Annotated in this window: 13 protein-coding genes and 2 pseudogenes; 10 read left to right on the top strand and 5 right to left on the bottom strand. The window is 60.1% G+C overall.

Going from position 1 to position 20,931, the window contains the following annotated elements:
* Positions 1 to 258 precede the first annotated feature (258 nt).
* Positions 259 to 1,210, top strand: a pseudogene (gene dusA / locus VDP61_RS11130) (tRNA dihydrouridine(20/20a) synthase DusA).
* Positions 1,211 to 1,303: 93 nt separating this feature from the next.
* Positions 1,304 to 2,122: a sulfite exporter TauE/SafE family protein gene (locus tag VDP61_RS11125; RefSeq protein ID WP_323006955.1), complete on the top strand. Its 819-nt coding sequence runs from the start codon at positions 1,304 to 1,306 to the stop codon at positions 2,120 to 2,122.
* A 9-nt stretch (positions 2,123 to 2,131) separates the two neighbouring features.
* On the opposite strand, the gene VDP61_RS11120 is transcribed toward VDP61_RS11125, so the two are convergent.
* From VDP61_RS11120 to ccmI, 3 genes are read right to left on the bottom strand one after another with little or no spacing between them, the layout of a single operon-like run.
* The gene (locus VDP61_RS11120) at positions 2,132 to 2,407 is read right to left on the bottom strand and encodes a DUF1289 domain-containing protein (protein WP_323006954.1); all 276 of its coding nucleotides are present in this window, start codon (positions 2,405 to 2,407) and stop codon (positions 2,132 to 2,134) included.
* Positions 2,404 to 2,871, bottom strand: a complete 468-nt coding sequence (ruvX, locus tag VDP61_RS11115; RefSeq protein WP_415234559.1) for a Holliday junction resolvase RuvX — start codon at positions 2,869 to 2,871, stop codon at positions 2,404 to 2,406. Before ruvX ends, VDP61_RS11120 begins: the two co-directional genes overlap by 4 nt.
* Before the next feature lie 14 nt (positions 2,872 to 2,885).
* The gene (gene ccmI / locus VDP61_RS11110; protein ID WP_323006970.1) at positions 2,886 to 4,133 is read right to left on the bottom strand and encodes a c-type cytochrome biogenesis protein CcmI; all 1,248 of its coding nucleotides are present in this window, start codon (positions 4,131 to 4,133) and stop codon (positions 2,886 to 2,888) included.
* A 259-nt stretch (positions 4,134 to 4,392) separates the two neighbouring features.
* On the opposite strand from ccmI, the gene VDP61_RS11105 reads away from it, so the two are divergent.
* The 7 genes from VDP61_RS11105 (at position 4,393) to VDP61_RS11075 (ending at position 14,707) form a co-directional block, all read left to right on the top strand.
* A complete protein-coding gene (locus VDP61_RS11105) occupies positions 4,393 to 5,640 on the top strand; it encodes a sarcosine oxidase subunit beta family protein (RefSeq protein ID WP_323006953.1) in 1,248 nt (415 codons plus the stop codon).
* A 103-nt stretch (positions 5,641 to 5,743) separates the two neighbouring features.
* Positions 5,744 to 6,082 carry a sarcosine oxidase subunit delta gene (locus tag VDP61_RS11100; RefSeq protein ID WP_323006952.1) on the top strand — a complete coding sequence of 113 codons (339 nt, stop codon included), beginning with the start codon at positions 5,744 to 5,746 and terminating at the stop codon, positions 6,080 to 6,082.
* Positions 6,079 to 9,024 carry a sarcosine oxidase subunit alpha family protein gene (locus tag VDP61_RS11095; RefSeq protein WP_323006951.1) on the top strand — a complete coding sequence of 982 codons (2,946 nt, stop codon included), beginning with the start codon at positions 6,079 to 6,081 and terminating at the stop codon, positions 9,022 to 9,024. The genes VDP61_RS11100 and VDP61_RS11095 overlap by 4 nt, the downstream gene beginning before the upstream one ends.
* On the top strand, positions 9,017 to 9,583 hold the full coding sequence (locus tag VDP61_RS11090) for a sarcosine oxidase subunit gamma (RefSeq protein WP_323006950.1): 567 nt from the start codon (positions 9,017 to 9,019) through the stop codon (positions 9,581 to 9,583). Before VDP61_RS11095 ends, VDP61_RS11090 begins: the two co-directional genes overlap by 8 nt.
* Before the next feature lie 236 nt (positions 9,584 to 9,819).
* The gene (locus tag VDP61_RS11085; RefSeq protein WP_323006949.1) at positions 9,820 to 10,419 is read left to right on the top strand and encodes a superoxide dismutase; all 600 of its coding nucleotides are present in this window, start codon (positions 9,820 to 9,822) and stop codon (positions 10,417 to 10,419) included.
* Between the two features lie 618 nt (positions 10,420 to 11,037).
* The gene (locus VDP61_RS11080) at positions 11,038 to 12,771 is read left to right on the top strand and encodes a LysM peptidoglycan-binding domain-containing protein (protein ID WP_323006948.1); all 1,734 of its coding nucleotides are present in this window, start codon (positions 11,038 to 11,040) and stop codon (positions 12,769 to 12,771) included.
* Positions 12,772 to 12,934: 163 nt separating this feature from the next.
* Positions 12,935 to 14,707, top strand: coding sequence for an ABC transporter ATP-binding protein/permease (locus tag VDP61_RS11075; protein WP_323006969.1), 1,773 nt, complete (start codon positions 12,935 to 12,937; stop codon positions 14,705 to 14,707).
* A gap of 10 nt (positions 14,708 to 14,717) precedes the next feature.
* Here VDP61_RS11075 and VDP61_RS11070 read toward each other — a convergent pair whose 3' ends face one another.
* Together VDP61_RS11070 and VDP61_RS11065 are read right to left on the bottom strand one after the other, a co-directional pair.
* Complete coding sequence (locus VDP61_RS11070) at positions 14,718 to 18,500, bottom strand: efflux RND transporter permease subunit (RefSeq protein WP_323006947.1); 3,783 nt, start codon at positions 18,498 to 18,500, stop codon at positions 14,718 to 14,720.
* Complete coding sequence (locus VDP61_RS11065; protein WP_323006946.1) at positions 18,497 to 19,741, bottom strand: efflux RND transporter periplasmic adaptor subunit; 1,245 nt, start codon at positions 19,739 to 19,741, stop codon at positions 18,497 to 18,499. The genes VDP61_RS11070 and VDP61_RS11065 overlap by 4 nt, the downstream gene beginning before the upstream one ends.
* Positions 19,742 to 20,041: 300 nt before the next feature.
* Here VDP61_RS11065 and VDP61_RS11060 point away from each other — a divergent pair.
* Positions 20,042 to 20,701, top strand: a pseudogene (locus VDP61_RS11060) (hypothetical protein).
* Positions 20,702 to 20,931: the final 230 nt, after the last annotated feature.

Below are 20,931 nucleotides of genomic sequence, written 5' to 3'. Positions count from 1 at the left end.
GACGATCCGGCCCTTGGCCTTTATAGGGATCTGTGCGCGATAGCTGGCCGCGCCATCCCCAGCGCTTGCGTTCGACGATTGAGCCCCTTTCAGTAGTCCTCGGCAAGGTTTTGGTGGTTCTGAAGACTGCCGATGGGGATGTATCGGCCCTAATATGCCAAAATGACACCAAATGCGACCAAGTGAGATCTTTTATATATGTCTGATTTATCCATAAAAAAAGGGTTTCACGCCGCGCATCGCCTATCGGTTGCGCCGATGATGGATTGGACAGACCGGCATTGCCGTTTTTTCCATCGCCTGATGACACGCCGCGCGATGCTGTATACCGAGATGGTGACTGCGCCTGCTATTTTGCATGGGCCGCGTGATCGGCTGTTGGCCTATCATGCCGCCGAACATCCTGTCGCCTTGCAGCTTGGCGGGTCAGATCCGTTGGAACTGGCCAAAGCCGTACAACTGGCCCAGCCCTATGGCTATGATGAGATCAATCTGAATGTCGGTTGCCCCTCGGATCGGGTGCAATCGGGGTGCTTTGGCGCGATCTTGATGGAGCGTCCGCAACTTGTGGCCGAATGTGTTGCCGCGATGCAAGGCGAGACCGACCAGCCGGTGACGGTGAAATGCCGCATCGGGGTGGATGATCACGAGCCGGAAACCATGTTGCCGCAATTCTTGGAGGTTGTGGCGGGCGCAGGGGGTGACGCATTTCATCATCCATGCCCGCAAGGCCTGGCTGAAGGGGCTTTCCCCCAAGGAAAACCGCGAGATACCGCCGCTGGATTACCCGCTGGTTCTGCGGATGAAACAACACTTCCCCGAGCTGACGATCTGTATCAACGGCGGCATTGACTCGCTTGATCTGGCACGCGATTTGCTGGGGCAGGGGCTTGATGGGGTGATGATTGGGCGGGCGGCCTATCATGATCCGGCCTCGGTGCTGCTGGGGGCTGATGCGCTTTGGGGCGATGCACCTTCGCAAACCGCGCTTGAGGTGGCGGCAGCGATGCGGCCCTATATCGCGGCGCATCTGGAGGCAGGCGGCAGGTTGCATCAGATTACCCGGCATATGCTGGGGCTGTTTCATGGCCGCCCCGGTGCGCGGGCCTGGCGGCGGGTGCTGTCGGAAGGGGCAAGCCGCGATGGGGCAGGGCTGGAGGTTTACAACGCCGCCCTTGCGCAATTGGGCCCCGGTGCCGTGGTGACCTGAGACCGATTGTCCGAAAAGCCGCGATTGTGGCACTGGCGCTGCGGCATCGGCGTTGCTATTGACCATAAACCCGTTTTCAAAAGGCCACCGCATATGCCCGATATAGCAACACTGCTGCCGATGATCGCGTTACTGATGGCAATCGGTGCCTTTGCTGGTGTCATTGCGGGCCTGCTTGGGGTTGGGGGCGGTATCATTCTGGTTCCGGCGTTTTTTTATACCTTCAGCCATTTGGGCTATGGTGGGCCGGAAGTGATGCAAGTCTGCCTTGCGACCTCGCTTTCCACGATCATCGTCACCTCGGCGCGGTCGGTGATGGCCCATAACAAAAAAGGCGCGGTGGAATGGGGGGTGCTGCGGGGCTGGTGGCCCTTCATTGGCGCGGGTGCGGTTGCGGGGATGCTTGTGGCTTCGTCGTTGCGCTCTACCACCTTGCAGATCATCTTTGGCGTGCTTGCGCTGACGGCGGGGCTTTACATGGCCTTTGGCAAGTCGCATTGGCGGTTGGGGCAAACGATGCCGACCGGGCCAAAACGCGCAGCGATTGGCGCAGGCGTCGGGTTCTTTTCGGTGTTGATGGGCATAGGGGGCGGCTCTTTCGGGGTGCCGACCATGAGCCTTTACAACATACCGATTCATCGGGCCGTGGCAACGGCTGCGGGCTTTGGCATCATTATTGCGGTGCCTTCGGTGATTGGCTTTTTGATGGTCCCTATCGCCAATCCGCCGCCCTATACGCTGGGCGCGGTAAACCTGCCGGCCTTTGCGCTGACCATTGCGATGACGGTGTTGACGGCGCCGATTGGCGTGAAGCTGGCGCATACGATGGACCCGGCCCCGCTAAAGCGCATCTTTGCCGTTTTCATCTCGCTGGTCGCGCTGAACATGCTGCGCAAAGCTGCCGGGTTCTGAAACAGCGGCTCAATCCTCTTTGGGTGCAAAGACCACCGCAGGCTCTGGCCCGCGCGTGCGCTGCATGCGTGCGTCACGCCCGCCGCGCCGTTTGGTCAGCGTTTTTCCGCGTTCGGCCAGAACATCCATGATGTCGCGCCGTTCCTGCGCGGTAAGCCGCGACCATTTCTGAATTTCTTCGCCGGTGCGAAAACAGCCGATACACAGCCGGGCCTCTGGGTGAATCACGCAGATTTTCACACAGGGGCTTTCAATTTCTTGTCGTGTCCAGAGATCGTCGCTCATCCGCTTTTTTCCCGGCGCAGATGCGCCAATCGGTCCAGCGCACCTTGCAGAATATAGCCTGCTGCGACGTGATCAATCAGCTCTTTGCGACGTTTGCGTGACGTATCCGCCTCTATCAATGCGCGTTCTGCCGCCACGGTCGAAAGCCGTTCATCCCAATAGGCCAGGGGTAACGGCGTCAGCCGCGACAGGTTGCGCGCAAAAGCCCGCGTGGCCTGCGCGCGGGGGCCTTCAGACCCGTCCATATTGCGCGGCAGGCCCAGCACAAGGCCCGCGACCTCATGCTCGGCCAGCAGTTTTAGCAGCGTTTCGGCATCGGTGGTAAATTTCACCCGCCGGATCGTCAGCTTGGGTGTGGCAACGCTGCGCAACCTGTCGGAGATCGCGACACCAATCGTTTTTTCCCCGAAATCAAGGCCCGCAAGCGCCCCCATTGCAGGCAAGGATTCTGCAAATCCGTCCATGGTTTCGTATTGGATCACGGGGCCAGACCTGCCTGCGCTGCGGCGGCCTGTATCACGGCCAGTTCCGCGTCACGCCCGGCAAAATTCTTTTGCGCCTCGGCAAATATGACCGCCGCGCGCTCGTTTTCGCCCAGATTGGCCAAGACCGAGATCAGGCGTGCCCATTCTTCGGCAGTTCCGCCTTCGGTTGCCAGCCGGTCATTCAGCCCTTCAACCATGCTGCGGATCATGGCCTGGCGATCTTCGGGCGTCATATCCTGCGCCGCTTGCACATCTGCGGCGCTTGGCCCGCTCAGCTCCGGGGTCATGCCGGGGGTGGCGGCGGGGGCATCGGGCAGCACATAGCGCACGCCCACAACCTCGGCCAGCGGCACGATCCGGCTGCGCGCTTCGGCCAGCCAAGGGCTGCCCGCAGGTGCGGTGTCAATGACCTCTTGCCAATAGCGAAACGCCAGGTCATAGCGCCCGATCTGCATATTCAGGATGCCGATGAAGAAAAGCGCGGTGTCATTGCGCTTGTCACGCTTCAACACAGCTTGCAGCAGGCTCTCGACCTCGGGCGAAACCTGCCCGTCAGCGGCCTGAAACATCAAGGTTGCCAAGGTCAGAATATCGGCATCCGTGGCCTTGTCGCCTTTGAGGGCGATAACCTGTTCTTGCGCCTTGTAGGCCGCGATCAGGTTGCCAAGATTGGCCTCATTGCGTGCCAAAAGCTGTTGGCCCTGCAAATCCTCGGGTCGCTGGGCAACAGCCGCCCGCAGCTTTTCCACCAAGGCCAGAAACTCGGGGTCTATAGCCTCCAGTTGCGGTTGCGGTGGCAATGCCGCCTCCAGCGCGGCCTGATTGGGGCGATCAGCCCTGAGCTTTTCGGCCTCGGCAATCCGGGCTTTCAACGGAAGGTCGCCATAGCCCGGCTGGCCCAGATAGGCATAACCGCCAAAACCTGCCGCCAGTACCAGCGCCATCACCCCCAACACCGGCACCGACCGGGGGCCAGGCTTGGCCGCATCCGCCGCATCATCCGCCCGATCTGCCGCCAAAAGCCGCCGCGCCACTTCAGAGCGCAGACGTTTTGCTTCGTCATCGGCGATCACACCGCGGGTCGAATCCCGTTCAATCTCGGACAATTGGTCGCGGTAAACCTGCCCGTCAAAGCCGTCGGTTGGCGTGCCAGCAGTGCTGCGCCGCAACGCCCGAACCAGGATTCCCGCCACAAAAAGCGTGATAATACCCGTTGCCGCCCAAAATATGCTGTCAATCACCTGCAACCCGCCTCTTTGATTTCCGTGCCCCCCATGTAATGCGTCCCGCGCCCCGGCAAAAGCCTTAAACACCATTTCCGTTTGAGACCTCTGGCCGCAGGTGGTATCTGCCCCCTATCTTGCACCATGTCGCAAAAATCCCCATTGTGCCGCATGCAGGTGTGGTTATATCTCTGGAACATATCAAAAGGCAGGCAGCCAATCCGGCCCAGGTCCAGATCCTGCCCAAGTCCAAGCCCGCCCCAACGGAGTGCTGCGCATGAAACGCTATTCGGTCTTTGCCATCGCCCGCGAGGCGCTTCGCTATCATTCTGGTTGGGAACGTGCCTGGGCCTCGCCCACACCCAAAGCGTCTTATGATGCGATCATCATCGGGGCAGGCGGGCACGGCCTTGCCACCGCCTATTACCTTGGCAAGAATCACGGGCTGACCAATGTTGCGGTAATTGAAAAGGGATGGCTGGGCGGCGGCAATACCGGGCGCAACACCACGATCATCCGCTCGAACTACCTGCAAGACGCCTCTGCCGCGATCTATGAAAAAGCGCGCAGCCTGTATGAAACGATGTCGCAGGATTTGAACTATAACGTCATGTTCTCGCCGCGCGGCGTCATCATGCTGGCCCAGACCCATAGCGAGGTGCGCGGCTATCAGCGCACGGCCCATGCCAACGCGCTGCAGGGGGTGGAAACCCAATTCATCGGCCCGGAAAAGGTCAAGGAACTGCTGCCGATCATCAACATCAATGGCCCGCGCTATCCGGTTCTTGGGGGGTTGTGGCAACCGCGCGGCGGCACCGCCCGGCATGATGCCGTGGCCTGGGGCTATGCCCGCGCCTGTTCTGCCATGGGCATGGACATCATCCAGCAATGTGAGGTGAAAGGCGTGCGTTCCGAAGGCGGCCGCGTGACCGGGGTGGAAACCACCAAGGGCTATATCGGCACGAAAAAGCTTGGCATCGTGGTGGCGGGCCATTCCGGCCAATTGGCCGAAATGGCCGGGTTCCGCCTGCCGATCGAGGCAATCGCGCTGCAAGCGCTGGTCTCTGAACCCATCAAACCCTGCATGGATGTGGTGGTCATGGCCAACACCGTACACGGCTATATGTCACAATCGGACAAGGGTGAAATGGTCATCGGCGGCGGCACCGACGGGTTCAACAACTACACCCAGCGCGGGTCTTTCCACCATATTGAGGAAACCCTGCGCGCATTGGTCGAAACCTTCCCGATGATCAGCCGCCTGAAAATGCTGCGCCAATGGGGCGGGATAGTCGATATGACCGGCGACCGCTCGGCCATCATCTCCAAAACCCCTTTGGGCAACACCTTCATCAACTGCGGCTGGGGCACCGGCGGCTTCAAGGCCATCCCCGGCTCTGGCTGGGCCATGGCCGAACTTATGGCCAAAGGCGAGCCGGGCCCGCTGGCCGCCGCCTTCACGATGGACCGTTTCAAGGAAGGCCGCTTCATTGACGAAAGCGTCGCGGCGGGGGTGGCGCATTGATGCAATCCCCAATCCACCCCGCTTTCTTTTCGGCACAAATATCCACGGGGGGTCCGGGGGGCAGTCTGCCCCCCGGCCTTTCCGCAATCGCGAGGCTTTATAAATGTTGACCCTTCAATGCCCCTATTGCGGCGTGCACGCCGAGGAAACCGAACTCGCCCCCGGCCATGAGGCGCATTTGAAACGCTTCGGCCCCGGCGCCTCGGCGGAAGAATTCGAATCCTATATGTTCGCCCGCAAAAACCCCAAAGGCGTGCATTTCGAACGCTGGCGCCATGCCTACGGCTGCGGTAAATGGTTCCTCGCCGCGCGGGATACCAACACGCTGGAGGTGTTCGGCACCTATCCCGCACAAAGCACCGAACCGCCTGCCGATCTGATCGCCCGCATCAAAGCCAAACGACCGGATTGGCCCGGATATACCGAAAGGGTTACCAAATGAGCACCCGTCTCGCCACCGGCGGCCGCCTGATCGACCGCACGACCCGCGCGGAATTCACCTTTAACGGCAAGCGCATGGCCGGGCACGCGGGCGATACGCTCGCCTCGGCCCTGCTGGCCAATGACCAGATGTTGGTGGGACGCTCGTTCAAATACCACCGCCCCCGTGGTATCGTGGCATCCGGGCCGGAAGAGCCGAACGCGCTGGTCAATCTTGGCCGCGCCGATCGGTTGGAGCCGAACCAGCGCGCGACCACGACCGAACTGTTTGCAGGCCTCGAATCCAGCAGCCAGAACCACTGGCCCAGCCTTGAATTCGATGTGGGCGTGGCCAATAATTACCTGTCACGTTTCCTGCCCGCAGGGTTTTACTACAAAACCTTCATGCAGCCCCGCGCGGCGTGGAAACATGTGTTCGAACCGATCATCCGGCAATCGGCAGGGCTTGGCTCTGCGCCCAAAGAGCCTGATGCAGACCGCTATGAATATGCCTATGCGTTTTGTGATCTTCTGATCATCGGCGGCGGCATTGCGGGCCTGCAAGCGGCCCTGACCGCAGGCCAGACCGGCAAGCGTGTGATCTTGGTTGAACAAACCGCCCATTGGGGGGGGCGCGCGGTGGTCGACGGCGATGTGGTCGAGGATGAGCCCGCCGAAGACTGGGTAAAATCTGCCGTTGATGCGCTGAAAACCATGAAAAACGTCACCCTGCGCACGCGTTGCATGGGGGCGGGGGTTTACGACCACGGCTATGTGCTGGTGAATGAGCGTGTCGCCGATCATACGCCGATGGATGGCCGCCCCAAGCAGCGCGTCTGGCGTATTCGCGCGGGCCATATCATCACCGCCACGGGCGCGATTGAACGCCCCTTGTCCTTTGCCGGCAATGATATTCCGGGGGTGATGCTGGCCGGTTCCATGCGCGATTATGTGGTGAACTTTGCTGTGTCACCGGGCGATCGTACCGTTGTTGTCACCAATAATGATGACGCCTATCTGACGGCGATTGCGCTGGTCGAGGCGGGGCTGTCCGTGCCGGTAATCCTTGATGCGCGCGCCGATGTGTCGGGCGATGTGCCAAACCGCGCCCGCGCGCTTGGCATCCGGGTGGAGGCGGGGCGCGGTATTGCATCGGTCAGGGGCGGCAAGCGTGTGACCGGCGTTCAGGTCTGTTTGCAAGCCGGTGAAGGTGCGGTTCTGGAAGAGATTGCCTGCGATGCTGTTGCCATGTCGGGCGGTTGGTCGCCTGTCGTGCATCTCTGGTCGCATTGCGGCGGCAAGCTGACATGGTCCACCCATCTGTCGGCCTTTATCCCCGATCCCAATCGCCCGCCACTGAATCATGATGGCGCGGCGATGGTCACTGTTGTCGGGGCTGCGGCCGGAGTTTTCAATGCGGCCGATATCATTGCCTCTGCCACTTCTGTCGAGAACACCCCCGCCATTCCGCCGGTCTGGGTGATGCCGCATGGCGCGCCGATTGCGCTGCGGTCGAAAATGTGGCTGGATTATCAAAATGATGTGAAAGTATCGGATGTTCAGCTTGCCGCGCGTGAAGGCTACGAATCTGTTGAACACACCAAACGCTACACCACGCTCGGCATGGCGACTGATCAGGGTAAGTTAAGCAATATCAATGGTCTGGGCGTCCTTTCTCAGAGTTTGGGTGAAGATATTCCGCAGGTCGGCACCACCACCTTCCGCCCCCCCTATACCCCGGTCACCATCGGGGCGCTGACGGGTGAGGCGCGCGGCGATCTGTTCCAGCCCTTGCGCCGCACCCCGATGCACGCCTGGCATGAAAAGAACGGCGTCTATTGGGAACCTGTCGGCCATTGGCGCCGCCCCTATTGCTATACGCGCAGCAATGAGACGCATGAGCAGGCCGTGCACCGCGAGGTCAACAACACCCGCGAAAACCTTGGCCTGCTTGATGCCTCGACCCTGGGCAAGATCATCGTCAAAGGCCCCGATGCCGGGCGTTTTCTGGATATGCTTTATACCAACATGATGTCCAACCTCGCCATTGGCAAATGCCGTTATGGTTTGATGTGCAATGAGCAGGGCTTTTTGTCGGATGACGGCGTGGTCGCCCGCATTGATGAGGATACCTGGCTGTGTCACACCACCTCGGGCGGGGCTGACCGTATCCACGGCTGGATGGAAGACTGGCTGCAATGCGAATGGTGGGACTGGAAGGTTTACACCGCCAATGTCACCGAACAATATGCGCAGATTGCAGTTGTTGGCCCGAAGGCGCGGAAATTGCTGGAAAAAATCGGTGGCATGGATGTTTCCAAAGAGGCCTTGCCGTTCATGCAATGGGCCGATGGCACGCTTGGCGGCTTTAACGTGCGGGTGTACCGTATCAGTTTCTCGGGCGAGCTTTCGTATGAAATCGCGGTGCCGGCCAGCCAAGGGGCTGCGTTCTGGGAACTGCTGCACGCAGAGGGTGCCGAATTCGGTGCGATGGCCTATGGCACCGAATGTCTGCATATCTTGCGGGCCGAAAAGGGCTTTATCATGATCGGGGATGAATCCGACGGCACGGTTACGCCGCTGGATCTGGGTCTTGGCTGGGCCGTATCCAAAAAGAAAGCCGATTTTCTGGGCAAGCGCGGGATGGAACGGACCTTCCTTGCCGACCCGGATCGTTGGCAGTTGGTGGGGCTTGAGACGCTGGATGGTTCGGTCATCCCTGATGGCGCTTATGCGGTGGCCGATGGGCTGAATGAGAACGGCCAGCGCAACACAGAAGGTCGTGTAACATCAACCTATTATAGCCCGACCTTAAAGAAGGGAATTGCCATGGGGCTGGTCAAACACGGCCCCGCGCGCATGGGTGAGGTGGTTGAGTTGAACAAGCTGGATGGCAGCACCGTCAAGGCGCGGATCGTCGACGCAGTGTTCTTTGACAAAGCGGGAGACAAGCAAAATGTATAATCCGTCGCATGTGCCAATCAGCGCCCTGAACGGGCAAAGCTTTGACGGCTTTGCCAAAATCCGCGAGATCGGCCCATTGGGCATGATCACGCTGCGCTGCGATCTGTCGGAAAAACCGTTGGCAGCGATACTGAAAAAGCTGGGGCTATCGGTTCCGGCCGCGCGCCGGATTGTGCACAAAGATGGCCGCTCGGTGGGCTGGATGTCACCGGATGAGCTGCTGATCATCTTGCCATATGGCGAGGTTGCGCAAACATTGGAAACCTTGCGTAATGCATTGGCCAAGATACATTTTCTTGCCGCCGATGTTTCTGATGCCCGCGCGGTGTTCCGGATCGAAGGCACCAAGGCCGATCAGGTTTTGGCCAAGCTTTGCCCGGTTGATCTGGCCCGGCTGGAGCCGGGAGAGTTGCGCCGCACCCGCGCCGCACAGGTCGCTGCTGCCTTTTGGGCGGATGATGGCGGGTATACGCTGGTCAGTTTCCGCTCGGTTGCGGGCTATGTTATGGGGATTTTGTCGGTTTCGGCGGCCAAAGGCGCCGAATTGACCTTGGCCTGAAAACCCATGGGCTGCACAAAATAAAATGGGAACCAAAGCGCGGGGACCTGCGTTGTCTTTGGCAAGCGGTTTTGCTGCTGATACGGCATCTGCGGCAAAGGCCAATTGAGGCAATAAACCGGTTTGGTCAGGCAGGGGCCCGACCGAGGCGGCTGTTTCAGACGCTTGGGCCTTGACCTTGGCCCGCCACCGCGCGTTAAAGGTATGAACGAAGACAAACCAACAGGAGTTGCGCCATGACTTTCACACTTCCCGATCTACCCTACGCGCATGATGCGCTGGCATCGCTTGGCATGTCGAAGGAAACGCTCGAATATCACCATGACATTCACCACAAGGCCTATGTCGACAACGGCAACAAGCTGATTGCCGGCACCGAGTGGGAGGGTAAATCTGTCGAAGAAATCATCAAAGGTACTTATGACAAGGGCGCGGTTGCGCAAAATGGTATCTTCAACAACGCCAGCCAGCACTGGAACCACGCCCAGTTTTGGGAGATGATGGGACCGGGCGGCACTGCGATGCCCGGCGTGCTGGAAAAGGCGATCACTGAGGGTTTTGGCTCGGTCGAGAAGTTCAAGGACGCGTTTTCTGCCGCAGGCGCAGGCCAGTTTGGCTCTGGCTGGGCGTGGCTGGTGAAGGACACGGACGGCAGCCTGAAAGTCACCAAGACCGAGAACGGCGTCAACCCGCTTTGCTTTGGCCAAACCGCATTGTTGGGCTGTGATGTTTGGGAACATTCCTATTACATTGATTTTCGCAACAAGCGTCCGGCCTATTTGACAAACTTCCTTGATAAGCTGGTCAACTGGGAAAATGTCGCGTCGCGTCTCTAGGGTGCTGGCGGCTTTATCTTTGCTTTTGGGCCTGACGGGGGAAACCTTGTCAGGCCCACTGGTTTTTTGCCGTTCAAACGACCGCGCATGAGCGAACCACACAAAGGCACCGTGGCGATGGTTTGCGCCTGTGTTGTTTGGGGCCTGTCACCGCTTTATTACAGATGTTGATGCATGTTCCCGTGTTGGAAGTGCCTGAGCCATCGCACGCTTTGGCCTATCTGCGCCCGCTGCTGTGGCGGCGCTGCTGGTGTATTCACTAGAGGCGATACAGCATTAAAACGTCTGCCGCAGGGCGGCAACATCTGTAACCCCTTTGCCCCAAAGCGTTCCGCCTTGACGCCGGCCGCAGATATCGCTGCCCGAGATCAAAGATTTCAACTCTTTATCTGATAGGCCTTGGTTCAAGCCAAAGGCGAAACGCCATGGCTGTACGCTTGGCTGCATGCGGTTATGTGCAGCATGCTCTGGTAGGGGGCGCAGGTTGATGCACGGCTGACATAAACACCGAACAATGCAGCAGAGCAGGAGAAATTTCTGCAATAAAGGTTGCTTTACCCCCTGATATCGGGGTTCTTGTGAAAGCGATGGCGTGCGGTCAATGGGCAGGGGAAACCGATGGCGGGTTGGAATGGAACTGGGGCAGGGGCCAAAGCGGTGGCAATGCTTGGCGGGGGCGCTGTTGCCACCGTCTTGGCCGTGCTGGCATTTTGGGCCGTATCCGCGCCAGACCGAATACCCACGCCGGCACCGAACCCCGCGCCCCCCCAACAGGCAGATGCTGTGGTGCCACAGGCGGCCCCGGTTTCTTCGGCCCAGCCTGCGCCTGAGGCCACGCGTTCCTTGGCCTTGGTTGAAACACCGCCTGAAGCCGGGCGCGACGCCACGGCCACGCCTGTTCCCGAAACAGCAGTTGATAGCGCGCCCCCTCCTTTGGCGCCGGTTGCCCCAAGGTTTGATCTGGTCCGTATTGAAAAGGATGGATCGGCGCAGATCGCAGGCATGGCCGCGCCTTATAGCGGCGTTTCGATTTTGGTGGATGCCGTCGTTGTTGCAACCGTAAGTGCGGATCGCGCGGGTGCCTTTGCGGCGCTGTTTGATCTGGCCCCCAGCGCGCAGCCCCGATTGATCACCCTGCGCATGCGTCTGGCGGATGGCCGCGAGGTTGCGTCCGAAGAACAAGTGATACTGTCCCCCGGCGACATCATGCCATCCTTTGCCCAAGAGGGCCCGGCCGCTGCCCCGGTTGCCCCTTTGATCGAGGCGGCAACCGTTTCGCCACCGCGACCGGCGCAAGGACCGGATGCGGCTGGCGCCCCCCAATTCACGACGACATCCAGCGACATTACGGCACCCGCAACCACTGGCCCCGCAATTTCCGACCCAGAGCGTACAGCCCCGGAACTGGCTGCGGTAGACGCAACTGTGCCTGCCCCGGCGCCCGCCTCGGGACAGGGTGGCGTGGCCCAGAATGATGCCTCCCATCAAAACGCAGCGCCCCAAGATGACGCGACTGAAACAACGCCTACAGCCATCCTGATGGGGCCGGACGGGGTGAAGGTGATGCAGCCCGGCGCGCCGCAGGCAGCAGGCCAGCTGCGCCCGGTGGTGATAGATGCGCTTTCCTATACCACCACCGGCGCTGTGCAACTGGGGGGGCGGGGCATGCCGGGCGCGGTTGTGCGGCTTTACCTTGATGGCGCGGTGCTTGCCGAATTCACTGTTGCCGCGGATGGGGGGTGGGGTGGCATATTGCCCGATATTGTGCCGGGCCGCTATACGCTGCGGGCCGATCAGATCGACCGCGACGGCAAGGTGACAGCGCGGTTTGAAACCCCGTTCCAACGCGAAACCCGCGAGGCGCTGGCCGCGCTCGTCACCCCTTCGGCCGTTCCGGCACCGCGCATACCGGGCGCAAAGGCGCCGACACCCGACCCGCAGGCCAAGGTTGTGCCGCCAGCCCCAACCGCGCCCTTGTCAGGGCCTGCGCCAGTTGCGGATGCGCAGCCCCAAGCCGCAACCGCGCAACCGCAGACCGCAGCGGGGCAAGCTGATACAGCCGCAGCACCGGCCCCCGACCGCACAACACCAGCCGCGACTGCCGCCGCTGGCCGGCAAACCGCCGTCGTTGATACGGCGGCCGCCCCCGAAGCGCAGCAGCCCTTGGCGGCAGCATCGGCTGCGGTGACGGTTACGGTGCAGCCCGGCTTTACCCTTTGGGCCATAGCCCGCGACCAATTCGGTGAAGGGATTCTCTACGTTCAGGTTTATCAGGCCAACAAAGACAGGATTCGCGACCCTGATCTGATTTACCCCGGCCAGGTCTTTACGCTGCCCGATCTGCAACCGTAACGCTTCATGCCAAACCAAGCGCTGGCTCTGGCCTTTACCCGCACCACGCATTAGGTACGGCACGAGCCAGATGAGGGCCGGATAAGGCCAGATAAGGGACCGAATGCGCAGGACCACAAGTACCGCCACCAGTGCTGATGCCAACCACAAAGGCGCGCCAGCAATGCAGACCATCCGCAGGGTGATCCCCTACCTGTGGCCGAGTGATGCCTTTTGGGTGCGGCGTCGTGTTGTCATTGCGCTTGTCTTGCTGGTCTGTGCAAAAATAATCTCGGTCGCCACCCCGTTTTTCTACAAGGCCGCCGTCGATGCGCTGGCGGGCGAGTCGCGTGATGAGACGACATTGCTGATGCTGGGCGCGGTCGGGTTGACCATCGCCTATGGCATCGCGCGGCTTGGGGCTGTGGGATTTGGCGAATTGCGCGATGCGATCTTTGTGCGGGTCGGCCAACGGGCGCTGCGCAAGCTGGCGCTGGAAACCTTTACCCATATTCACCGCCTGTCGATGCGCTATCATATCACCCGCAAGACCGGCGGCCTTAGCCGGGTTATCGAGCGCGGTGTCAAAGGCGTGGATTTCTTGCTGCGCTTCATGCTGTTTTCCGTCGGCCCGCTGATACTTGAGCTGTCAATGGTCGCGGTGATCTTTGCTGTGCTGTTTGGCTGGCAATATATGGCGGTGGTTGTCGTTACCATCACACTCTACGTTATCTTTACGTTGAAAGTGACCGAATGGCGGGTACGCGTGCGCCGCCAGATGAATGATCAGGATACGGATGCCAACCAAAAGGCCATTGACAGCCTTCTCAACTTTGAAACCGTGAAATATTTCGGGGCCGAATTGCGTGAGGCGGACCGCTATGACGGCGCGATGAGGCAATATGAGGTGGCAGCCGTCAAAACCGGGCAAAGCCTGTCTTTCCTCAACTTTGGCCAATCGCTGATCATCACTATCGGTCTTGTGATCGTCATGGTGATGGCCGCGATGGGGGTGCAGCAAAAGATTTTGACCGTGGGCGATTTTGTCATGGTCAACGCTTATATGATTCAGATCACCATGCCGCTCAACTTTCTGGGTACGGTGTACCGCGAAATCCGTCAGGCGCTGGTGGACATGGGCGAGATGTTCGCGCTGTTGGGGCAACCGGCCGAGGTGGTGGACAAGCCGGGGGCAACCGAGTTGAAAGTCACGGGCGGTGAGGTGGTGTTTGACAATGTCAAATTCGCCTATGACGCCGAGCGCCCTATCCTGAAAGGCATTTCCTTTACCGTGGCACCGGGCCAGCGGATTGCGCTTGTCGGGCCATCCGGGTCGGGAAAATCCACCGTGGGCCGGTTGTTGTTCCGGTTTTATGATGTGCTGGGCGGGGCTGTACGGATTGATGGCCAGGATTTGCGGGATGTCTCACAAGACAGCCTGCATGCGCAAATCGGGGTGGTGCCGCAAGATACCGTGCTGTTCAATGATACTGTGCGCTACAACATCGCCTATGGTCGCCCCGAGGCAACCGAAGCCGAGGTGATCGCGGCGGCGCGGGCGGCCAAGATCCATGATTTCATCCTGTCCTTGCCCGATGGCTATGAAACCACTGTGGGCGAGCGTGGGCTGAAACTGTCAGGCGGTGAAAAGCAGCGTGTCGGCATTGCGCGCACCTTGCTGAAAAATCCGCCCATTCTGTTGCTGGATGAGGCGACTTCGGCGCTTGATACCCAAACCGAGCGCGACATTCAGGACAGTTTGTTGGCCATGGGCGAAGGCCGCAGCGTGATAACCATTGCGCACCGCCTTTCAACCATTGCCGATGCCGATCAGATCATCGTGCTGGAGGCGGGGCTGATCGTCGAACAGGGCACACATGATGAGCTGTTGCTCAACAATGGCCGCTATGCTGCCATGTGGGCGCGCCAATCGTCCGAGGAAGAAGCCGCCGCCTGAGGCGTTTGCCTTATTCCGCCGCGCGCAACGGTGGCCGGGGCATGCCCTGGACTGCCGTGCGGTGTGATGCGTCATTATCGCGCGGTGCAGGTGTTTGCGGATCTGTGGGTTCCGGCCCCCCGGTGACTTTCGGATCTGTACCGCCTTCATCCCATATCAGCACCGGAGAGCGCAACTTTCTGGCGGCACGGTTTACGGCCATGTCGCGCGCCGCCGCACTGTCTTTGCCATGTGACAGCGCAGAAAGCGCGGCAAAGCTGCGATAGGCCCCGATGCCAAACCACACCCGCAGCGCCAGAAGGGCCGGGGTAAAGATCAGCGTCAGCACGGTTGCAATCCCCAAGCCAAAGACGACGGCGGTTGCAAGTTGCTTCCACCACAGCGCTGTGGGGCTGTCGATGCTGTAGCCGCCGCCAATGAAATCAAGGCTAAGCCCGAACATCATCGGTGCAAGCCCTGCCATTGTGGTGATTGTGGTCAGCAAGACCGGGCGAATACGCTGCTCGGCGGTGCGGATGATCGCCTCGATCTTGGGCATGTACTGGCTGAACTCCTGATAGGTGTCGATCAGCACAATGTTGTTGTTCACCACAATTCCGGCCAGCGCCACAATCCCGGTGCCGGTCATAATGATGCTGAAGGTCTGATCCATGACCAGCATGCCGATCAGCACGCCGGTCGTTGACAAAACCACCGCGATCAGCACAAGCACCGAGTTGTAAAAGCTGTTGAATTGCGCCAGCAAGATGATGAACATCAACCCCAGAGCGCCCGCAAAAGCCTTGGACAGAAACGCCCCGCTTTCGGCCTGATCTTCCTGATCGCCGGTCCATTCCCATTCCACGCCATTGGGCAGCGGTTGGGTATCGGTCAGCCATTTTGTCAGTACCGCAATCCGTTCATTGGCGTTGATCGGTTCAATCAGCAGGTCGCGCGCCGCGATGCTGTCGATGGGCTTTGTGGTGTCAAGGATCGTATAGCCATAGGTGCCGCCGTCCAGATCCTTTGGCCCAGAGGATTGTGCATCGCGGATTGCCGCAGTGCCAATAATCGACGTCGTGCCATCCGGCTGTTTTTCCTTTAGCGCCACAAGGCCGGGGCTTACATCGGCCTTGACATCATAGTAGCGCTTTTGGTCCACCCGGTCGATGCGCCCCAGCTTTTGCACCGGCGTGCGCGTGATGAAATTGGACAAGGGCACCAGCCCGTCACGGGTTCGCACCTTCAGCGTGTCAAGCGTTGACAGCACGCGGTCTTGTGTCGGCAGCCGCACCCGGATTTCAATTTCCTCATCCGAGCTGTCAACCCGCATCGTGTCCAGCAATATTCCGCGGGTGACCAGTTGCACCATGCCACCAACAGTGGCCACATCGGCCCCGAACCGCCCGGCCTTTTCAACATCGACATCAATCTGCCAGTCGATGCCGGGCAGGGGGCGCGTGTCTTCTATGCCAAACACCGCGGGCAGGGTTTCAAGCTTGGCGCGGGCGATGATAACGGCTTGTTCCAACTGGCTGAAATCATCGCCCTTCAGCCGCAAATGGATCGGCTTGCCGCCTGCGGGGCCCCGGCTTTGGCTGAGTGATTCCGTCTGGATGCCCGGCAATTTATCCAGCTTGGCCATGATCCGTGCCATCACCAGATCGCCGTCCAGCTCTGGGATGTCGGCACGGTCTTCCCACGGCACCATTTCCACCTGTACCTGCCCGATGGTATCCAGCGGTGCCTGCGCCCCCCCGGTGTTGGAGTTCAGGCCACCCGCACCGGCAAAGGCAAAGGCGCTTTCCACGCCTTCGGTATTCAGAATGATATCCTCGGCCTGGCGCAGCAGCCTATCCTTTTCCGCCAGAGACAGATTGCCGCGCGCCCGCACATATACAATCGCCTGTTCGGTTTCCGATTCGACAAAAAACTCCACCCCTTTCGAGTGGGTGCCGAAATAGCTGAAGGTGAAGCCAACCACTGCCATCACCGCCACGATAGAGATCACCGGCATCACCGGGTTGCCTGCGATGAATTTGGTGAAATAGCCAAAAGGCGTGCGCCGGTAGCTGCCCTTGATGCGGCGCGGTTTGCGCGGAATTTGGGCGGCGCTCATTGTGATCGAGGTCAAAACAGCCCCCAGCACGAACAAAAGCGCCCCCGGCAGGGCTGCCATCCCCCCCGACGGGGCCGCCGCCCCCAGCAAATAGGCCGGGTTCAACACCTGCATCGCGCCCAGAAATATCAAATACATCGACGGCGGTACAAGGACCGCGCGCACCAGCCAGGGCAAGGGTTTCAACAGCTTGGCGACAGTGTCGAACTTGCGGCTGACCCGGCCCGAAACGCCGCCCAGCACCGGCAAATAGACAAGCGCCACGATCAAACTGGCCAGCAGGACGAAAATCATCGTGACGGGCAGCAGGCCCATGAATTCCCCTGCCACACCGGGCCAGAACAGCATCGGCAAAAATGCGCAAAGCGTGGTCGCGGTGGACGAGACGACAGGCCAGAACATGCGCTTGGCCGCCTCGGTATAGGCTGCCATCGGGCCCGCGCCATCGGTGATGCGTTTGTCGGCGTATTCCACGACCACAATCGCCCCATCGACCAGCATACCCACCGCCAGGATCAGCGCAAACATGACAATGTTCGATACGGTTATGCCCATCAACGCCAGCAGCACAAAGCACAGCAGGAATGAGGTCGGAATGGCAAACCCCACCAGCAGCGCCGAACGCGTACCCAGCGACGCCAGCACCACGATCATCACCAGCGCAATCGCCGTCAGAACCGAGCCTTCAAGCTGGCTGACCATGCTTTCCACCTGCGTTGACTGATCAAGCGAGGCCTGCACCTGCACCGCGTCGCGCAATTCCTGCGGCCAGCCTGCGCGTTCAAGTTCCACCTGCCTGCGCACCTCGGCGGCAGTATCAATCAGGTTGAAGCCTTTGCGTTTGACCACCTGTATAGCCACCGTGGTCTTGCCATTGAAGCGCGCGGTGCCCAGCCTGTCTTCAAAGGTCAGGCGAATCTCGGCAAGCTCGCCCAGCGTCACGACGCGATCGCCATTCACCTTGACCGGCAGCGCATAAACCTGCGCCGGGGTCTTGAACGAGGACGGAATTTTAACCGCATAGGCGCCGTTTTCGGTTTCAACCTCACCCGCCGCGATCAACTGGTTGTTGTTGCGCACGACAGAAATCAGCTCGGCGGCGGTGACGTTATAGGCCTCCAGCCGCAGCGGGTCGATCACCACCTCCAGCATCTCGTCGCGGTGGCCTGCCAACTCGGCCTTGAGCACCGAATCCATGCCTTCGATCCGGTCTTGCATTGACTTGGCGGCGCGCAGCAACGTGCGCTCGGGTACTTGGCCCGACAAGGCCACGATGATGATCGGAAACTCGGAAAAGTTGATCTCATTGATCGAATATTTATCGGCCCCCGCCGGAAATTTGGCCTCGGCGGTGTTCATCTTGTCGCGCACATCGGCGATGACCTTGGTCTTGTCCCAACCAAATTCAAATTCCAGCGCGATGCCACCATAATTCTCAGATGCCGTGCCGGACATCTTTTTCAGCCCGTCAAGGCCGGAAAGTTCGGTTTCCATCACCTTGACCAGCAAGGTTTCCGAATCTGCCGCCGAAATGCCGGGGAAGGGGACGGAAACGAACAAGGCCGGAATTTCAATATCCGGTTCGCCCTCTTTTGGCAGGGAAAAATAGGCGAAACTGCCCGCCAGCAAGGACAGCGCGACAAAGGCAATCACCATACGGGCGCGGCTTGCGGCCCAGTCAACGATACCGATCATTGGGCGACATCCTTGTAGGTCACATCGACCGCCACACCATCAATCACAAACTCTTGCCCGACCACGATCACATCCACCGCATCGGGCAGCCCCTCGACCCAGACGCCCTCAACCGTGTCGCGCTGCAAAAGGACCGGCATGAATTCGGCCCGGCTTTCGCTGTTCACTGCGCGAATCCCCAACCGGCCGTCATCATCCAGCGTCAGGGCCGAGGCTGGCAGCAAATGTGCAGGCTTGCCCGCCGTCGCAATCATCAATTCAGCGGTTTGCCCGTCGCGGATGTTCAGCCCGTCATTGGCCACCGTCACCTCTACCCGAAAGGTGCGGGTCAGCGGATCGGCCGAACGGCTGAGAAACGTCACCCGCCCAACGGTTTCGCGCCCTGACGCCAGCCGCGCCCGCGCCATCGCCCCGACGCTTACCTTATCCACATCGGTTTCCGCCAAAAAACCGACCAGCTTGATCGGGTCCAGTTGAATTACCGTGGCGCAAGGGGCGCCGGGCTGCAACAACGCGCCCAATTCGGCGGTGTCGGTTTCCAACAGCCCGTCGAATGGCGCCGTCAGCGTCAGCCGCGCGATTTCACGCTCGGCCGCCTCAATCCCCGCCTCGGCTGACCTTATCCCGGCAGTCGCCGCCGAAACCCCCGATTGCGCGGCGTTCACCCCAGCGCGTGCGCTTTCCACCGCCGCAATCGTCGCCGCCACACGGGTTTCCGAGGCAAACCCGTCCTGGCTCAGCCGTGTCGCGGCCCGCGCGTTGATCTCGGCCTCTGACACCCTTGCGCGCGCTTCAATCAGCCGGGATTCGGACTCGGGCAGGCGGCTTGTGGCCTCCATCAACCGCGCTTGCGCTTCTTTCAGTTGCGCCTGGCGCGTGCCGGGGTCCAGCACACACAACGCCTGATCCCGCGTCACATATGCGCCGCGCCGCAGGGGCTCTGACACGATCAGCCCTGATGTCTCTGACTTTACCACCACCTGCCGCGCCGCTTCGGTTTGACCGCGGGCCAAAATTGCACTGTCTGCAAGTTGTGCAAGGCTGTGCAGCGCCAAAACCCGGACCCGGCGTTCCGCTATGCCTGCCTCGGCCTGCGCCGGGGGGGCATCGACTGGGGCGGCCTGTTCGGTCACAGGGGCCATCTCGCCTGATGCAAAGGCCAAAATCCTGTCACGCTGGAACACCAGCAAAAACAGCGCCGCCATGACAATCGCGGCAGTGATAATCGGAAAAATGCGCATCTTGTGGCCTTTATATCTCGCTGACGACCGTCCGTGCCGCCTTTGGGGGCCGGGTCTTTGGGGGGCGTATGTGGTTTGTACGCTGAACTGTTGGGTTCAGATTAAACAAATTCCCGAAGCGCCACAAGGCACCGGGATTTCGGCCTCATATAGCAAAGCCGGGCCAAAATGCTAAAAAATATTGCGTATCACCATAAAAAAACTGCTCAGGCCAAACATTGGCGGGCGCAAGCATCGGGGCGGGGCTTGGCAAGCCCTTGGCCTTGCGTGTAAGACGGTTTCAAAGAATTGGAGACAGGCGTGAGCGATACAGAAAGCTTCATCGAAGAAGTAACCGAAGAGGTTCGTCGTGACCGGTTGTTTGCGATGTTTCGCAAATATGGCTGGATCGCAATTCTTCTGGTCGCGTTGATCGTGGGCGGTGCCGCCTATACCGAATGGCAAAAGGCCAGCCATTCATCGGCGGCAAAAGCCTTTGGCGATGCCTTGCTGACCGCCTTGGATAAAGACAGCCCCGAGGCGCGGCGCAGCGCTTTGACGGATGCGGCGACAGTGGCCAGTGGCAACGCTGACCAGCTTGCGATTTAAAAGCTGCTTTTGGCCTCGGACCCTGCAGATGATAAACTGGCAACCTTGGCGGCGCTTGAGGCGGTTGCCAATGATGCCAGCGTGCAGCAAACCTACCGCGATCTGGCCGTGCTGCGCCGCGTCATTCTTGCCGGCAGCGATATGGATATTGCCGCGCGCCGCGCAGCCCTTGATCCGCTGGCCATTCCGGGGCGGCCATTCCGCACGCTGGCCCTGGAACAATTGGCCTATCTGGCGGTCGAGGCAGGCGATACCGCAACTGCGATTACGCAGTTGCGGGCGCTCTCAACCGATCAAGAGGCCCCGACCGGCCTGCGCCAACGCGCGGGACAAATGATTGAAGCCTTGGGCGGCAAAACCGCAGAAGGTTAGAACCAAGTTGGGCAATGCTGGCCGGGCCATCACTCAGGCCTTGCTTTCGGCGCTTGGCAGATGGAACATACGGCCAGACCAAAGGGTCAGACGCGATGACCAGAACAGACGGCCAAAACAAACGGCGCAACCGGCGCTGGACAAAGGGCAGATACAGATGATCTCTTTCTCTGACACGCGGACCAAAACCGGCAAAACCCTGTGCCTGATGGCGGGGCTTTTTTTTGCTT

It is taken from the genome of Pseudorhodobacter sp. (genome assembly GCF_034675685.1).
GTDB lineage: Bacteria > Pseudomonadota > Alphaproteobacteria > Rhodobacterales > Rhodobacteraceae > Pseudorhodobacter.
The sequence above is the reverse complement of the archived record's forward strand: the minus strand, read 5'-3'. Positions and strand labels throughout refer to the sequence as shown.

What these genes read in the sequence shown, in the direction of transcription:
- VDP61_RS11085 (WP_323006949.1), top strand. Translation starts at nt 9,820, where the DNA reads ATGACTTTCACACTTCCCGATCTACCCTACGCGCATGATGCGCTGGCA.
- VDP61_RS11095 (WP_323006951.1), top strand. Translation starts at nt 6,079, where the DNA reads ATGAGCACCCGTCTCGCCACCGGCGGCCGCCTGATCGACCGCACGACC.
- VDP61_RS11125 (WP_323006955.1), top strand. Translation starts at nt 1,304, where the DNA reads ATGCCCGATATAGCAACACTGCTGCCGATGATCGCGTTACTGATGGCA.
- VDP61_RS11065 (WP_323006946.1), bottom strand. Translation starts at nt 19,741, where the DNA reads ATGCGCATTTTTCCGATTATCACTGCCGCGATTGTCATGGCGGCGCTG.
- VDP61_RS11080 (WP_323006948.1), top strand. Translation starts at nt 11,038, where the DNA reads ATGGCGGGTTGGAATGGAACTGGGGCAGGGGCCAAAGCGGTGGCAATG.
- VDP61_RS11090 (WP_323006950.1), top strand. Translation starts at nt 9,017, where the DNA reads ATGTATAATCCGTCGCATGTGCCAATCAGCGCCCTGAACGGGCAAAGC.
- VDP61_RS11075 (WP_323006969.1), top strand. Translation starts at nt 12,935, where the DNA reads ATGCAGACCATCCGCAGGGTGATCCCCTACCTGTGGCCGAGTGATGCC.
- ruvX (WP_415234559.1), bottom strand. Translation starts at nt 2,871, where the DNA reads ATGGACGGATTTGCAGAATCCTTGCCTGCAATGGGGGCGCTTGCGGGC.
- VDP61_RS11070 (WP_323006947.1), bottom strand. Translation starts at nt 18,500, where the DNA reads ATGATCGGTATCGTTGACTGGGCCGCAAGCCGCGCCCGTATGGTGATT.
- VDP61_RS11100 (WP_323006952.1), top strand. Translation starts at nt 5,744, where the DNA reads ATGTTGACCCTTCAATGCCCCTATTGCGGCGTGCACGCCGAGGAAACC.
- VDP61_RS11105 (WP_323006953.1), top strand. Translation starts at nt 4,393, where the DNA reads ATGAAACGCTATTCGGTCTTTGCCATCGCCCGCGAGGCGCTTCGCTAT.
- VDP61_RS11120 (WP_323006954.1), bottom strand. Translation starts at nt 2,407, where the DNA reads ATGAGCGACGATCTCTGGACACGACAAGAAATTGAAAGCCCCTGTGTG.